The organism is Catenibacterium sp. CAG:290, from assembly GCF_000437715.1.
Taxonomy (GTDB): Bacteria; Bacillota_I; Bacilli_A; order Erysipelotrichales; family Coprobacillaceae; genus Catenibacterium; species Catenibacterium mitsuoka_A.
In genome coordinates this window covers 1-16,082 of the sequence record NZ_FR898863.1, presented here as the reverse complement: position 1 = coordinate 16,082, position 16,082 = coordinate 1, and the positions used below count along the sequence as shown (strand labels likewise).

Annotated in this window: 16 protein-coding genes; 2 read left to right on the top strand and 14 right to left on the bottom strand. The window is 34.8% G+C overall.

Translation table 11 applies throughout. From position 1 onward, the window contains the following. Positions 1-48: 48 nt before the first annotated feature. The 12 genes from QVO42_RS09240 to QVO42_RS09185 form a co-directional block, all read right to left on the bottom strand. Complete coding sequence (locus QVO42_RS09240) at positions 49-297, bottom strand: hypothetical protein (RefSeq protein ID WP_022425830.1); 249 nt, start codon at positions 295-297, stop codon at positions 49-51. Further along, positions 298-792, bottom strand: coding sequence for a Panacea domain-containing protein (locus QVO42_RS09235; RefSeq protein WP_022425829.1), 495 nt, complete (start codon positions 790-792; stop codon positions 298-300). Between the two features lie 389 nt (positions 793-1,181). After that, on the bottom strand, positions 1,182-1,817 hold the full coding sequence (locus QVO42_RS09230; protein ID WP_022425828.1) for a V-type ATP synthase subunit D: 636 nt from the start codon (positions 1,815-1,817) through the stop codon (positions 1,182-1,184). Beyond that, positions 1,810-3,258: a V-type ATP synthase subunit B gene (locus QVO42_RS09225; RefSeq protein WP_022425827.1), complete on the bottom strand. Its 1,449-nt coding sequence runs from the start codon at positions 3,256-3,258 to the stop codon at positions 1,810-1,812. The genes QVO42_RS09230 and QVO42_RS09225 overlap by 8 nt, the downstream gene beginning before the upstream one ends. Positions 3,259-3,269: 11 nt before the next feature. Beyond that, positions 3,270-5,021 carry a V-type ATP synthase subunit A gene (locus tag QVO42_RS09220; RefSeq protein ID WP_022425826.1) on the bottom strand — a complete coding sequence of 584 codons (1,752 nt, stop codon included), beginning with the start codon at positions 5,019-5,021 and terminating at the stop codon, positions 3,270-3,272. 19 nt (positions 5,022-5,040) lie between these two features. Further along, entirely contained in the window at positions 5,041-5,631 is a 591-nt protein-coding gene (locus QVO42_RS09215; protein WP_022425825.1) for a V-type ATP synthase subunit E, read from the bottom strand. Positions 5,632-5,642: 11 nt separating this feature from the next. Beyond that, complete coding sequence (locus tag QVO42_RS09210; RefSeq protein WP_022425824.1) at positions 5,643-5,951, bottom strand: V-type ATP synthase subunit F; 309 nt, start codon at positions 5,949-5,951, stop codon at positions 5,643-5,645. A gap of 9 nt (positions 5,952-5,960) precedes the next feature. Next, positions 5,961-6,395: an ATP synthase subunit C gene (locus tag QVO42_RS09205; RefSeq protein ID WP_006506824.1), complete on the bottom strand. Its 435-nt coding sequence runs from the start codon at positions 6,393-6,395 to the stop codon at positions 5,961-5,963. Positions 6,396-6,409: 14 nt separating this feature from the next. Further along, the gene (locus QVO42_RS09200) at positions 6,410-8,308 is read right to left on the bottom strand and encodes a V-type ATP synthase subunit I (protein WP_022425823.1); all 1,899 of its coding nucleotides are present in this window, start codon (positions 8,306-8,308) and stop codon (positions 6,410-6,412) included. 13 nt (positions 8,309-8,321) lie between these two features. Beyond that, positions 8,322-9,848, bottom strand: a complete 1,527-nt coding sequence (locus QVO42_RS09195; RefSeq protein ID WP_022425822.1) for a V-type ATPase 116kDa subunit family protein — start codon at positions 9,846-9,848, stop codon at positions 8,322-8,324. 10 nt (positions 9,849-9,858) lie between these two features. Further along, complete coding sequence (locus QVO42_RS09190) at positions 9,859-10,893, bottom strand: V0D/AC39 family V-type ATPase subunit (protein ID WP_022425821.1); 1,035 nt, start codon at positions 10,891-10,893, stop codon at positions 9,859-9,861. Between the two features lie 10 nt (positions 10,894-10,903). Further along, positions 10,904-11,206, bottom strand: a complete 303-nt coding sequence (locus tag QVO42_RS09185; RefSeq protein WP_006506828.1) for a hypothetical protein — start codon at positions 11,204-11,206, stop codon at positions 10,904-10,906. A gap of 421 nt (positions 11,207-11,627) precedes the next feature. Here QVO42_RS09185 and QVO42_RS09180 point away from each other — a divergent pair, with 421 nt between their 5' ends. Both QVO42_RS09180 and QVO42_RS09175 read left to right on the top strand, forming a co-directional pair. Next, the gene (locus tag QVO42_RS09180; RefSeq protein ID WP_022425820.1) at positions 11,628-12,392 is read left to right on the top strand and encodes an HAD-IIB family hydrolase; all 765 of its coding nucleotides are present in this window, start codon (positions 11,628-11,630) and stop codon (positions 12,390-12,392) included. Positions 12,393-12,532: 140 nt separating this feature from the next. Continuing rightward, entirely contained in the window at positions 12,533-13,687 is a 1,155-nt protein-coding gene (locus QVO42_RS09175) for a homoserine dehydrogenase (RefSeq protein ID WP_022425819.1), read from the top strand. A 10-nt stretch (positions 13,688-13,697) separates the two neighbouring features. Here the strand turns inward: QVO42_RS09175 and QVO42_RS09170 are convergent, their stop codons facing one another. Further along, a complete protein-coding gene (locus QVO42_RS09170; RefSeq protein WP_022425818.1) occupies positions 13,698-14,243 on the bottom strand; it encodes a CDP-alcohol phosphatidyltransferase family protein in 546 nt (181 codons plus the stop codon). Positions 14,244-14,326: 83 nt separating this feature from the next. Further along, a complete protein-coding gene (locus QVO42_RS09165; RefSeq protein WP_022425817.1) occupies positions 14,327-15,946 on the bottom strand; it encodes a peptide ABC transporter substrate-binding protein in 1,620 nt (539 codons plus the stop codon). Positions 15,947-16,082: the final 136 nt, after the last annotated feature.

Below are 16,082 nucleotides of genomic sequence, written 5' to 3'. Positions count from 1 at the left end.
AAATTATGTGGCTTTCATCCCATAGGCAAGCCTATGGGTTTTTCACCACTAATTTTTAACTTCATCTAAGTTGGAGCACTGATCCACTTCATATAGAAACTGCTGCAATTGATCAAACACTTTCTCTTCCTTATACTTATAGTTATATTTGCTTAAGCTTTTAAAACACCCCACATTGCATTTCCATAAATATTTAAAATTAATTTCTGGATGATTCTTTGCGTTAATCGATTGGTTAGCAAGAACAAAATTTTCCTTTTTAATTTTCTTAATTTCAATCAGTTTTCTCTTACTCATTTAGTTAACTTTAATAGAATTATAGTATTCCTTCATAGTAGTAGAAGAAATCACATTATGACTACTTTCAAATTTACCTAAACCTGTTCTTTGTTCTAACCATGGGAGTTCTGTATGGGTTAAAGCCTCTAATTGATCAGCCCCATACTCTCCATAAGTATCCCAGACTGCTCCTAATACTTCAACCTGCTCTGGAGTGAACAGTTTTTCCATTCTAGCCATAGTTTCTTCACGATTAGTAATCTTTAATTCGTGCCAGCCATAGCCATCATATACTTGGTATAAAGTACGATTTACTGGACCATGTACCCATGCTTCAAATTCAGAATGACAAGCTATATCCTGATCCAAAAGTGTTAAACTCCATGCCTGTGCATAATAACAAAGCTTCTGAATCTTTTTGTTTGACATATTTCCTTTTAACAAGAACCAATCGGCTACATCAGTGATATCAGCTTTTATTGGTTTATCCACAATTGCTATCTTTGCTGTCATGCTGTATCCCTCCATTTGAAAATTTAAATGATCCATAATTTTCAAACTCATTATAGCTTTGTACAACAAATGATTCAACCAACTTGATATCATGCTTTTCAATTTCCGGACAAATCTCATGATTTCATGCACCTCACTTTGAGCTCTACTTATTTATACTACACAAAGCGATTGTTTTCTTATTCTTCATAAATTATTTGCTAAAAGAAACGTTTTGATTTCTTTAATAGACATTACATTGTAGACACTGTAATGGAATGTTGCTGCAATTTCTAATTCTCCCTGACTACTCTCTTCAAAATCATAACTTTCTTGAAAAGCAGAGGTCAAAACCTAACGGTCAATCCTTTTTTATAATGCACAAAAAAACTGGTACACGAGGTACCAGTTTATGCCTTTCTTTTTGCAGCTTCTTGTCTATTCTTTTGTGCTTTAATAACTTTCTGTCTTGAGAATTCTTCTCTGTCCTTTTCATCCAAGGCTTCTGTAATCATCTTTACAGTGGCTTCAAAACGAGGGATAGAGATGTTCTGTAATGCGTTAGCACGCTTTTGTGTCTTACGAATATTATTCGCTAGACGATATACAGAGTTTTCTACTTCTGCAAGCTTTACTGTCATTTCTTTTACATGATAGAAACAGATATAAGCATAGTCTACCTTAGAGTTCGCACGTTCTAAACCATAACCAACTCTTAATGGTGTTTTTTCATATTCAATCTTAGGTAATTCTACACCCATAACTGAACGATACTTAACACTAATACCTTCATCAATAGGTACACCTTCTACTACATCAGAAATAATACCTAAAGATTCATTTGCTTCACGTAATGCTGCATAAGCACGATCATAAGAATCAGTGATGTCATCACGGATTTCTTTTACATCATCAAGTAATGACATCATTTCTTTAATTAAGACATTTCTTTTCTTATCGAGCAGGTCATAACCAAGTCTAGCAAGTTCAAGAGACTTCTTGGTTGCCATCAAATTCCCTTTAGTAGGGACAACCTGATTAGCCATTAGTTACAGCGTCTTTCAATTCTTTGATGACTACATCTTCGTGTAAATTAAATTCTTTGACTGCTTTTTCATGATCATAGAATTTATCTACAACAGCATTATCAATACGGTCCAATGTATTCTTTGGAAGAACTGATAATAGTAACCATCCAAGGTCTAGGGTTTCTTCGATAGATCTATTTGTATCGAATCCCTGATTAAGGAAGTGCTGCTCGAAAAGACGACCAAATTCCATATATTTCTTATCAGCTTCTGATAATTCATCTTCACCGATAACTGATGTTAATGACTTAACATCCTGTACATGGGCATAACATGCAAATAACTGGTTGGCAACATCCTGGTGGTCAGCTCTTGTAAAGCCTTCACCGATACCATCCTTCATAAGTCTTGAAAGTGATGGAAGAACACCAACTGGTGGATAAATACCAGTCGCATTTAATTCAGGATCAAGAGTAATCTGTCCTTCTGTGATGTAACCAGTTAAGTCAGGAACTGGGTGTGTAATATCGTTGTTAGGCATTGTAAGGATTGGAATCTGTGTAACAGAACCCTTAGCGCCCTTTGCAATACCAGCTCTTTCATATAATGAAGCAAGGTCAGAATAAAGATAACCTGGATAACCTTTACGACCTGGGATTTCACCTTTACTTGAAGAGAATTCACGTAATGCTTCACAATAAGAAGTAACATCAGTATAGATTACAAGAACATGCATATCATGTTCAAATGCTAGATATTCAGCAGCAGTTAATGCACAACGAGGTGTTAAGATACGTTCGATGATTGGGTCATTAGATAAGTTCATGAACATAACTACTCTCTGCATAACCCCTGCTTCTTCGAATGATCTTCTGAAGTAGTTAGCTACGTCATTAGTAACACCCATTGCAGCAAAGACAACAGCGAAGCCTTGTCCTGCTTCATCGGCAATTTTAGCCTGTTTTACAATCTGTACAGCTAACTGGTTATGAGGTAAACCAGAACCTGAGAAGATTGGTAGTTTCTGACCTCTGATTAGAGTCATTAGACAGTCAATAGAAGAAATACCTGTGTTGATATAGTTTCTTGGATATACACGAGAAACTGGGTTAAGAGGCTGACCATTGATATCAGCACTCTTTTCAGCATAGATATCTCCAAGACCATCAATTGGTCTACCTGCACCAGAGAAGACACGGCCAAGCATTTCCATTGATAATGGTAATTCCATTGGATGACCTAATAGTCTTGTCTTAGTATTCGCAAGTGATAAAGCGTTAGTTCCTTCAAATACCTGAACAACTACTCTTTCACCTTCAATTTCTACAATACGACCAGAACGTGTTGAACCATCTTTTAACTGTAGTTCAACCATTTCATCATAAGATGCATCTTTAACGTGATCTAATACGACGAGTGGTCCATTAATTTCACTTAAACCTACATATTGAAGTGCCATGTTACCCCTCCTTAGTCAATAGATGCACAAATTGCATCAATCTTCTTATAATAGTAATCAAACTTGCTTAAATCATTATTAGGTACATCATATTTCATCTTAACGACTTCATCAAAGATACCTGTTTCAATGATTGTACGAATAGGTTTACCCTGAGCAACAACCTGCTGACAACGGTTATTTAAGTAAAGGATTACTTCCATCATCTTAAGCTGTTTTTCAAGTGGTACATAAGTATCATCTTTATGGAAAGCGTTCTGCTGTAAGTAACCTACACGAACTACTCTGGCTACTTCAATAACAAGCTTCTGATCATCTGGTAAAACGTCAGAACCCATTAACTGTACGATTTCCATTAATTTAGTTTCTTCTGCAAGAATAGAAGCTAATTCCTGTCTATCTCTCATGAATTTAGGATCAACATTCTTTGAATACCATCTTTCAAGATCTGGAATATATTCTGAATAAGATAAGTTCCAGTTGATAGCGAAATAGTGTCTTGCATAAGCTAATGCTTTATCAAGAGCCCAGAATGTACGTACGAAACGTTTAGTATTCTGAGTAACTGGTTCTGAGAAGTCAGAACCCTGTGGAGATACGGCACCGATGATTGTAACTGAACCATTTGTGTTATTTAAGTTCTCCATATAACCAGCTCTTTCATAGAACTGAGATAATCTAGAAGGTAAGTAAGCTGGGAAACCTTCTTCTGCTGGCATTTCTTCAAGACGACCAGAGATTTCTCTTAAGGCTTCAGCCCAACGAGATGTTGAGTCGGCCATGATAGCAACATGGTAACCCATGTCACGATAATATTCAGCAAGTGTTACACCTGTATAAATAGATGCTTCACGGGCAGCAACTGGCATGTTAGATGTATTCGCAATTAGGACAGTTCTGTCTACTAATGGCTTACCACTCTTAGGGTCAACGAGTTCACGGAATTCTTCAAGAACCTGAGTCATTTCGTTACCACGTTCACCACAACCTACATAGACGATAATATCGGCATCACACCATTTAGCAAGCTGATGCTGAGTCATTGTCTTACCAGTACCGAATCCACCTGGGATTGCAGCTGTTCCACCTTTTGCGATAGGGAACAATGTATCGATAACACGCTGACCAGTAACTAGTGGCATACTGATAGGTAAACGTTTGTTGACTGGACGAGGTGTCTTGATTGGCCATTTCTGAGTTAATGTGCATTCATGAGCGACACCTTCATCATCAGTGAAGACCATAACTACATCATTGATTGTATACTGACCATTTTCTTTTACTTCAGTAACTGTACCTGACATACCTGGCATAACCATACATCTATGTTCGATCATGTCTGTTTCAGGAATCTTGGCATATACAGTACCACCTTCAACATGGTCACCTACTTTAACAGTTAAAGTGACATCCCATAATTTCTTTGTATCTAGTGGTTCTACAGCACTACCTGTAGGAATGAAAGCACCACTTTCTTTTGCGATTTCTTCTAGTGGTCTTTCGATACCATCATAAATATTTCTTAAGATACCAGGACCAAGTGTTACAGAAATAGGCTGACCTGTTGGGAATACTGGTTCACCTGGTTTAAGACCTGTAGTTGTTTCATAAACCTGGATAGTAGTAAATTCTTTAGTAATAGAGATAACTTCACCCATTAATTTACTGTTACCTACATATACCATTTCAAGCATTGAAAAGGCATCTGTATCTTTTACTTTAACAACCGGGCCGTTGATTGAATAAATTAAATTTTCTTTCAACTTGTTTATCCCCCTTCTTTTATTTATTAATGATTAAACCAGAATGCTGGTTAAACCATTCTTTCTGATTCTTTAATGCGAATTCTAATGTTTCGTTATGAACAATAGAACTTTCTGTGTTTTCAACAATTAAACCACCAATAGTGATATCTCCAGCTTTCACTTCAGCTTCACCATAAGCAGCTTTTAAATCATCAGCAAGACCTAAGTCTTCTTCTTTTACATAAATAACTGAATGAGGCATATAATCACCTGCAAGCTTCTTAGCCTTGTTGACCATGAATTCTTTGTATTCAGGTGTTTTTGTAAATGCGACTAATTCTTCTCTCGCATTCTTGAAGATAGTAGCCACATACTCATCACGTTTATTAATAAGCTTTTTCTGTCTCTCAACATGGGATTCAGAAATTTCTGCAGCTGATTCTGACTGCATTTCATCTAATTCCTGTTTTAGTCTTAAATCTGCATCTTTCTTAGCTTCAGCACGCATAGAAGAATAAGCTTCTTCTTCCATCTTCTTTACTTCAGCCATGATTGCATCGACTTCTCTTTGAGACTGTTTTTCAATCTCATTCTTCATTGAGAGAAATACTTCTTGATTTTCTTCCATTGTATACTCTCCTATAACTTAACGCCTATTGCTTCAGAGACATAACCATCGATGGCTTCACCAATCTTAGAGTGTCCATGACGGTCAGGAATCTCTGTAATAAGAGGCTTTGGCTGTTTTAATTTAATTTCTGAGATAATATCAGGACAAAGTTCAATTAACTTAGTAGTCACTAAGATAATTGCGATTTCAGGATCTCTCATCTTATTTTCAAGTAAACTTAAGAAATCATGACGGGTATGAACAACTTTGCCTTCAATACCCACGAGTCTTAGACCAGTGAGGGTATCGATATTATCACTGATCAGAAAGAACTTCATAGTAATCTCCTATAGTGTGTTGATAATTAAGATTGAGATTAATAGACCATAGATGGCAACACCTTCACCTAAGGCAACGAAGATCAATGATTTACCGAAGTTTTCAGCGTTTTCAGAGAATGCACCAATTGCAGCAGGAGCAGCAGCAGCTACGGCAATACCAGCACCAAGAGCAGATAGACCAGTTGCAAGAGCAGCACCGATGAAACCAAGACCCTGAGCGATAGAACCAGTCATCTTGTCAGCACCAGCAGCTAATACTGGGCTATTTGCATATGTAAGGAATAATACTAGTGCGACAGCACCAAAGAAACCACAGATATGAGTACCAAGACGCATTTTAGCGCTCTTAGCAGTAACTTTACCTTTGAATACATTTACTAGTGGTAAAGATAATAATACAACAATTAATGCAGGGATAATGAATGTTAAGATAGTAGTCATTTTTTCTTCCTCCGTTATTCTAGACTTTCTTTCATAGATACAAATGGTTTACCATTACCTTCATAGTAACGACTGAATAATTCATAGAATTCAAGACGTAATACCTGGATACCGACAATTAATCCTTCTAGACACATTACAAATGCGTTACCAATAATTAGAACGATAATATAACCGACTCCACCGACCATTTCAGCTAATGTGTAAACAACTAGCATCATACCAGCGTGTGATAAGACGAAACCGCCGACACGTAGGAATGACATAGTGTTGGCAACAAATGTCAACAATACTTCGATCATCTCGAAGAATGATTCAGTAAAGAAGTTACCAAATCCATGTGGGAACATCTTCTTACCTTCAAGTTTGTAAGTAAGAGGTTCTTTTAAGAAGATCATTACAAGTGGGGCAATGATAAAGATTGCGACATAGATACCCATTGGGATATTTAAGCCAAGGTTTAATAACATATTCATTGCGAGTACTAATACTGCAACATAGAATATTAAACCAGCGACACCATTTTGAGAGAATAATAATTCTCCCCAATGTTTCTTCTTCAAATTTAAATAGATATTGAATAGGATTGAGATGATGATTAAACATACACCTACACCAATTGCAACACCTAATAGCGTCATAGTATTTTCAGATGCCATTGGCGCAAAGAATGGAACCAGGATTTTTTCTGATCCAAATACTGAGCCAAAGATTACACCAAATATTGCAGATGAAATACCAATACGCATACCTACTTCACCAAGTTTCATGCCTTTTAATTTATAAGCAAGGAAACCAATGATTGAAAGCAGGATACCTTGACCAACATCGGCGAACATCATACCGAATAAGAATGTATATGTTACCGCAACGAAATTTGTTGGGTCAAAGTCTGTATAAGATGGAACACCATACATTTCAACGAACATCTTGAATGGTCTTGAGAACCAGTTGTTCTTGAGTTTTGTAGGTGGATAAAGTCTTGAATCTCCCATTGCTGGTTTGATTTCAACATGCACCTTGTCCATCTGTTCAAGTTCTTCTTTTAAAGAGTGTGCATAATGTTTATCACAGAAACCATAGATAGCAGCATTGTTTCCAAATACCACGACATATCTCTGTGCTTCACTTGTCTTATTAAGTTCCTGACATGAAGCATAAATGATTGATAAATCTTTTTCTTTTTTACTGAATAAATCTTTTAATTTACCATCATATTTCTTGATAGAGGCTTCTGCAGTTGCATTCTCTTCTTCAATGATTTCTAATGATTCACCTGGAGTTCCATGAAGGAATTCAGGAATATGAATACGTTCAAAGAATAGTGAAGAGAATATGTTATCTATTTCAGGTGCATTAGAAGGAGATGTTATATAGAAACAATAACATGTCTTTGCATCCTGATAGATTGATTTAAATAAGAATTCCTGTGAATCATAATAAGATAACTTATCAAGATTCATTGTAGGTAATTTACCAAATCTAACCTGAATATATTCGCTTGAGAAAAGGTCATCGAAGTCCATATCGAGATCCTTCATATATTTCAAGTACTTCTTGGCCTGATTGTTTTCATCAATCATTACCTGTAATTCATTTTTAACACGTGAGATTTTGTTTGCTTCATCAAGACATTCGCAGAAGTAATCATCTGCTTCTACAATATTGATGATCTGAGGCTTTTCTGATGTATTGATATTAATACCATACTTCTCTGCCGCTTCATCCATACGTCCTAATAAATCAGCATAAGGATTGTCCTTATTCATGACCTTAAGACCTCTTACTGAATCCACAAACTTTGATGCTGGCTCTGGATGAAATTCTTCTGAATCAACAAGCTTAGATAATATTTCATCACTCATTGTTTCAGGGAATTCTATCTCAACGAGCTGCAATTTTGAGATAGCCATAGTATCCTCCCTTCTATCGTTTCTTATCGAGCGCTTTCTTAATGAAGTTCAATACAATGCCTAATACAAGTACAACAACTAATGGTAAATAAGAGACATGCCAAGTTGTATCTACAGCAATCGCGACATAAGCAGCTACTGCAAGTCCCATGACGATGCCAACGACACCCTTGATAGAGAATACCTTATTGACCATTGATTGTTCGTTATAGATAGCTTTTACTTTACCAATGCAGAACTGTCCTACAATAAGTAAGAGAATCGCATTAATGAAGCGCTGATAACTAAATGCATCTGCAACAGGGATTACTGATGGATAAAGATGAATACAGTAGAAAGCATCACCATAAATTAAACCACCAACAAAAGATGCAATACCAAGAATAGTAATCATCTTTCCTGATTCTTTCTTTCTCATAAGTAATCCAAGTAATACAAGCACAACACCTAAACCAATATCACCTAGCATAAGTGCAAATACTAAGATGAATAGTACTGCAGTTGCTAAAGTAGTATCCACATGATCACTCTGTTTAACTTTAGAAATCGCTTCAAATGGTTTAGCCCATGGATAGTTATTAGTAAGTGTTGGTGCAATGATCTGCTGATCATCATAAATATGTGCAGGTAAGTCCTGATATTCTACGTTGTACTTTTCAAAAGCCTTCTTAATATCTTTAGCGACTCTTACAGGTACAAATCCATAGATAGCATATTTAGACTGATAATCAACAACAAATACTTTGAATTCTTCAATTCTAGCAGCAAAAGTAAGATCAGCAAACATCTTTAATAATTCTTCTTCATGTGCATCTCTAATACCTTCTAAACGGCTGTCTGCTTTACGAATAGAAGCATTCATACTTTCAATTTCTTCTAGCAATTCCTTCTTTGCGTCTTCCATTCTACCATGAACGAAATCAGGAATTTCAATTTCTTCAAAGCCAACTGACTGGAAGATGTTATCTACCTTTAAGATAGCAGCCTTAGTTGTCATATAGAGACAATATACACTTTTAGCATCTTCACCAAGTTCTAAGAACATAATTGACTGTCCTCTATAGTAGTCAAGTTTGTCTTTGTTTCTTCTAGGAATACGGCCAAATCTTGCTTCCATATATTCGCATTCTTTAACCTCATCCATATTTAATTCTGTATTAGAAAGACCTTCTAGGATTTCATAAGCAGCCTGGTTCTGTCCACGTTCAGTCACAAATTCTTGTTTAATATCAAGATATTGCTTTGCTTCTTTTGTTACATCATCGAGCGCCTTACGATAATCTTCTTTTGCGAAATGAATAGATCCTTCTTTTACACTTGATGTATCAAGCTTTACATGTTCAGCAAGCTCTTTTAATTCATCAAGCATGTTCTTGTAATCCTCATCAGGTGTCATTGTAAATACATCTTTAACGTTATTTACAATCTTTGTAGCTGGCTGAGGATAAAAATACTTTGTTTCTTTTAACTGACATAGAACCTCTTTTAAGTATTTCTTATCAAAGGTCATGTCCAGCAATTCCATTTCTTCTATTGCCATGTTATTCCCCCTAGTAGATAAGCAGCTGGGCTATTTTTTCAGCCTCTTCACCATATCTTAAACCTTCAATGATATGTTTTAGATTTTCAACTTCGTTTTCGAATACAATCAGATATGTCATGTAAACCATGGCAGCATCTGTAGTAAATCTCATATATCTCTTAGCAAGATTATATTTGATCTTATCTGTGTAGTATTCAATATAAACAAATTCCTGATCATCCACATATAACTTGTAAGGTGATGAAGCAAGCTTCTTTAAGAACTCCTCTGCATCTTTTGTTTCAATCAATTCATTCATTACTGATTGTGGAATACGTGAGTAATCCAAGATCAACTGTTTCTTGATTTGTTCAGGCTTAGAATTAAAGAATCGTTTAAATCTATAAATCTTCGTAATATTTTCTAACTCAATCTGAGTATAGATCATAGTAAGTAGATCCTTCTGTTTTTTACCTTTAAAAGTAGATTTCACTGTTTCAACGAATAACTTATAGTAAGCACGTTTGAAATCAAGTTCCATCATGTTTGTATCGATCTTCTCATCATCTACAGGCATATATTTCTGTAATATATGGTAGTAACGTGTTTTCTCCATATATCTTAATAATGATGGATAATCCTCAATACTTAATAAGCCATAAAGATCAAACGTTGAATAACGAGGTAGGTATGAAGGTATATCTAATTCAGAATTCAATGTTTCATCACTATTGAATAAACGTACTTTACTCAATAGTACAGCTATTTCACGTCTAATAATACCTAGCTGATAAAACTTCTGGTCACCCTTAGGTGCATAATGAATCAATCTTATGGCACGTAAGAATTCCTCTTCATCAAGAAGTGATTCCAACTGTCCTCTATGAATACTTGTTTCTTTCAAGCCTTCAAGAATAGGACCATATGCTGTTTCACTCTTTAAGTAACTGACAACATCGTTGACAGTTCTTTTCTTTAAAAGTTCATCATAGCTTTCAGGAGTGAGATGTTTACCATACATAGATCTTGCTTTTGCAAGAACTGCATTAGATGAAAAACTCATAATCTCACCTCTAAATCTCTTTACATCTGTCTACGATAGATGCAACCCACTCCTCCTTGTGGGCTTCATAAAGGCTGGTGATCTTCTCAACAGAAGAATTGTAATCCTCTTCATTCTTCTTCTTTGTTGCGTCAATTCTTTCCTGTAACTCTTTCTTCTTTGCATCAAGTGTAACCTGATACTCTTTGACGAAAGAATCGTAGATTTCCTTCTTCTTACTGTTCATATCTGCAGTTGTATCCTGTCTCTTCTTTTTGGCATCTTTTACAGCCTGAGCACATCTGTGGTCTACAGCTATGATATCAAGAATCATTTTATCCAATCCACATACCTCCTTCTCTTTGATTCTCTAGGATAATACTCCTAAAAATTTTAAAATTCAACCAAAAACACTTCATCGTGATAAAAAAGCGTTATCTATATCAAACAGACATATTCAGACATATCATTTATATATGTATCTTGGTTGATGAATCCATTATACTCTTAATTTTGTAAAGCGTTAACATAAATTTTGTGAAATAACGAACATAATGAATTGTTTTTTTAGGAAATAGGCAATATGACCGCAAGTCATTTATTTCATACCTATTTTCTGCATTAGTTATACACCCATCATATAAATGCAACAATAAACAAATAACCCCCTTTGTTTAATGTAAGCGTTTCATATCACTTTACTATGGCTTTTTTCATCTATTTTTCTTATTCTTATATATATAGGAGAGAGAAAGATGAAAATATTAGCAAGTGATTTTGATAATACATTATTTTTTAGTGATGGTGTACACAAGGAAGATGTAGAAGCGATTCGTACATTCCAAAAACAAGGAAATCTATTTGGATTATGTACAGGAAGACAGTTAGAAGGAATCAAATACCCTTTTGGTGGGAATAGAGAGCATCCATTAACTGATATAGACTTTGATTTCTATATAACTTTAAGTGGTGGTGTGATCTTTAATAAGAAAGAAGAAGTTATTTTTGAAAAAGATATCCCTATGAATATAGTAAGAGAAATAGCAGAAGTCATTCCTGTTTATATGTCTATTGTATATAAGGATGATATTTATATGTATCGTCCAAAAGGTGAGATATGGGGAACTACTATTGATTCTTTAGATGAATTATCTTTTAAAGATACTGATGCATTCTCATTTCATTTTCCTGAAGGGGATCTTGAAGATGCGAAAAAGGCTATGGATTATATTAATGAACATTATAGTGATACATGTGCAGCATTCCAGAATAAGAATCATGTAGATGTATGTGGTGTAGGATGTTCTAAGGGAACAGGAGTTAATCATGTTGTCGATTATTTTAATATTAATGAGAGTGATGTATATGGTATAGGAGATTCATGGAATGATCTTCCTTTATTAGATAGTGTTAAACATGGTTATACATTTACTTATGCCCCAAATGAAGTTAAAGATAAAGCTGAAAAGGTTGTAGGAAGCTTATCTGAAGCCATTCAGGATATCTTAAAAGAGGATTAATTCCTCTTTTTTTTGTTTAATTTCTAAATATTCTAATATTTATCGCATATTATACAAATTTTAACTTATAGATAATTGACAGCATTATATGAATATGGTAAATTTTATACAATTCTAATACTATTGGGGAGGAATTTTAAATGATTATTGGTGTTATTGGTCTAGGAACTGTTGGTTTCGGAACTGTAGATATTCTTACAAAAGAAAAAGAAAGACTCGAAAAAACAATTGGGGAAGAAGTAGTCGTTAAGTACGGTTGTGCACTTGAGGATGTAAACCTTCCTGATGGTATTATTTATACACAGGATTATCATGAAGTCATCAATGATGAAGATGTGGATGTTGTAGTAGAACTTATTGGTGGTACTACTATCGCAAAGAAGATCATCTTAGATGCATTAAATAAGAAGAAGCATGTAGTAACTGCAAATAAAGCTCTTATTGCCCATGATGCGAAAGAACTCTTTACTGTTGCCAGAGAAAATGGTGTCAACCTTTATTATGAAGCAAGTGTTGGTGGAGGTATTCCAGTTGTTGTACCTGCTAAGGAAGATCTAGTAGCAAACAATATTAATAAGATTGAAGGTATCTTAAATGGTACAACCAACTTCATTCTCACTTTAATGGAAAGAGATAATCTTGATTTTGAGGAAGCATTGAAGATTGCTCAGAATCTTGGTTATGTAGAAGCCAATGCTGCACTAGATTTAGATGGTTATGATGCAGCACATAAAATCTATATTCTTACTATGAATGCTTTTAGTACATTCTTTGATTTTGATAAGATCAAATGTACTGGTATTCGTAATGTAACTAAGAAAGATATGGATTATGCAAAGAAGCTTGGTTATAGAATTAAGTTAATTGCGATGAGTAAAAAACTAGAAAATGGTTTAGGTATTGATGTGTCTCCTACTCTTGTTCCAATGAGTGAAATTGTAGGTAATGTCATGGATGCTTATAATGTAGTAGAAATTACATGTGATTATCTAGAAAACGTATTATTCTATGGTAAGGGTGCAGGACGTTATGTCACTGCAAGTGCTGTAGTCGCTGATATTATTAAGACAGCTAAGAAAGATGTATGGACACATGATTATGATTATACTGAAAACGTCTATCCTATTACATCTTCTAAGTATTATGTAAGAAGTGAACAGCCACTCAATTTAAATTATGATGAATACTATTCATTTGGCGAAGATCATATTTATATTACTGATGAAGTAGAACTTAAAGATTTAGAAGACGCTTTAAAGGATACTCCAGCAACATATTTCAAAGTAAGAAGCTAAAAGGTGGGATTTAACCCACCTTTTTTAGTATGTTGATATTCTCTTTTGCATATAGATAGAATGATAGAAGAATAAGAAGTGTAGAGATAATTGTAAGAATAATAGAAAGAGTATAGGAAATATTATAGAAAATAATATGCACAATAATCATAAAATCTAACATGCATGTAGCAACTTTACCATGCCACACTGCCCCATGTACTTCCCCTGTTTTCTTAATAACAACCATACCAATACAACTCATAAACAGTTCTTTAATAAGAATGCATATAAAAGGAATAACAAGCCATCTAAAGCGTGTCACAAGACATAGAAGTACTACTGCTTGGGTTGCTTTATCCGCCACTGGATCAAGTATTTTACCTAGATCACTCATCATATTAAATGTACGGGCTATATATCCATCTAACAAATCAGTCACACCTGATATAACCAATAATGTTCCTGTTAAGACATAATCTTTTTGATTCATATACATATATACAATTACCGGCAACAGCAATAATCTGAACATAGATAATATATTAGGTATTGTGAATATATTCTTATTTCTCATTCTATCACTTCCTTATTATTAATACTAAAGTGTATAGCATGAATTATCAATATAAAAGAGGCAGTTGCCTGCCTCTTTGTATGTTATTTAAGTGTTACATATTTAAATACGTATGGAGTACTTACTGTATTATGAACTAATCCCTTAACGTTCTTAGCCTGTAATGCAGCTGTACCAGTTTGAACAACTGGGATATTTGGCATATCGTCCATCATTACTTTTTCAGCTTCAAGCAATTCATTCCAACGCTTATTGACGTCAGTTTCATTCTGAGCCTGTTTTAATAATGAGTTATACTGCGCATTTTCCCATTTACCATAGTTGTTTGAGTTTGTGCTAGTTAATACGTTTAAGAAAGTAGTTGGATCAGCATAGTCTGGAGCCCAACGAGTGCAGGCAATCTGGAAGTTACCACTTGCTTCTCTGTTATAGATTCTGTCTTTCTTAACAGTAGCTACCATGTTAACTTTTAAGCCCTTTAACTTAGTAAATGAACCCTGTAAGTATTCTGCGAAAGTATCCATTGGAGATTCATCAGTACCATATAATAAATCAATAGTGATTGTATCAGTACCTAATTCTTTCTTAGCAGCATCTAAGTATTCCTGTGCTTTCTTTACATCATAGTCTACATATTTACCAGATTCTTCACGGAAATCCTTACCTGAAGGACTCTTACATAACTGAGCTGGTACAAAACCAGTAGCTGGCTGTGAACCATCTTTTAAGATGTTATCACATAAATCTTTTCTATTGATTGCATAAGATAATGCATGTCTTAAGTTTTTGTTTGCAGTAGTATCTGCCTTGAAGTTACAGATTAAGTAAGCAAGATATCCTTCTCTGATAGCCTTGAAAGTATCTTTACCTTTATACTTATCTACTAATGTAGAATTGATTGTAGCATAATCAACTTTACCATTATCGAAGTTCTGAGCAGCAGTCTTAGGATCCTGTACTAAGTACATTTCTAAGTTCTTAGTCTTAACAGACTTTGCATCATAGTACTTATCATTCTTAGTGAATGTAGCCTTGTTACCCTTGATCCACTTAGTCATCTTATAAGCACCATTACCTAAAATATATTCAGGCTTAGTTGCATAGTTCTTACCACATTTTTCAACGAACTTCTGGTTCTGTGGGAAATAACATGGGAATGACATTAAACCTACAAAATATGGAACATTCTTTTCAAGATCAACGACAACAGTCTTGTCATCAGTTGCTTTAATACCAAGTGTGTTTAACTGTTCATCAGTTGCAGTAGTACCTAAATTAATTAAAGAATCAGCATTCTTAATTGAAGCACCTTCGCTACCTAACATATAAGCGTAGTTACCTGCATTCTTGATGATTCTGTGCCAAGAGTAAACGAAGTCCTGTGCAGTGACATCATCACCATTAGCCCATTTAGCATCTCTTAAATGGAAAGTATAAGTTAATCCATTGTTGCTTACATCCCAGCTCTTAGCGATGCCAGGGATTGTGTTGCCCTTCACATCAACAGTTGTTAAACCGTCTGTGATAGCAGTGATTGCATTGAAAGACATTGCATCATCAACGACTGTGCTGTCCATACCAACGATATCTGTATCATTCGCAAATCTGAATGTATCAGTATCTGTCTTAGAACCACAGCCAGCAAGCATACCTGCAGCAGTAGTTAATGCAAGCAATACCTTTACTGTTTTACCTGTTTTCATTAATTTTCCCTCCAAAATTTATTATTAATGTTAACAGTTGTGTAGTTTACGCTTTACATCAGATATAGTCAATCGTTTTGTACATTTTCTTTGTAAAAATTCTGATTCCAATGTGATAATGTCTCAATGTATCCAA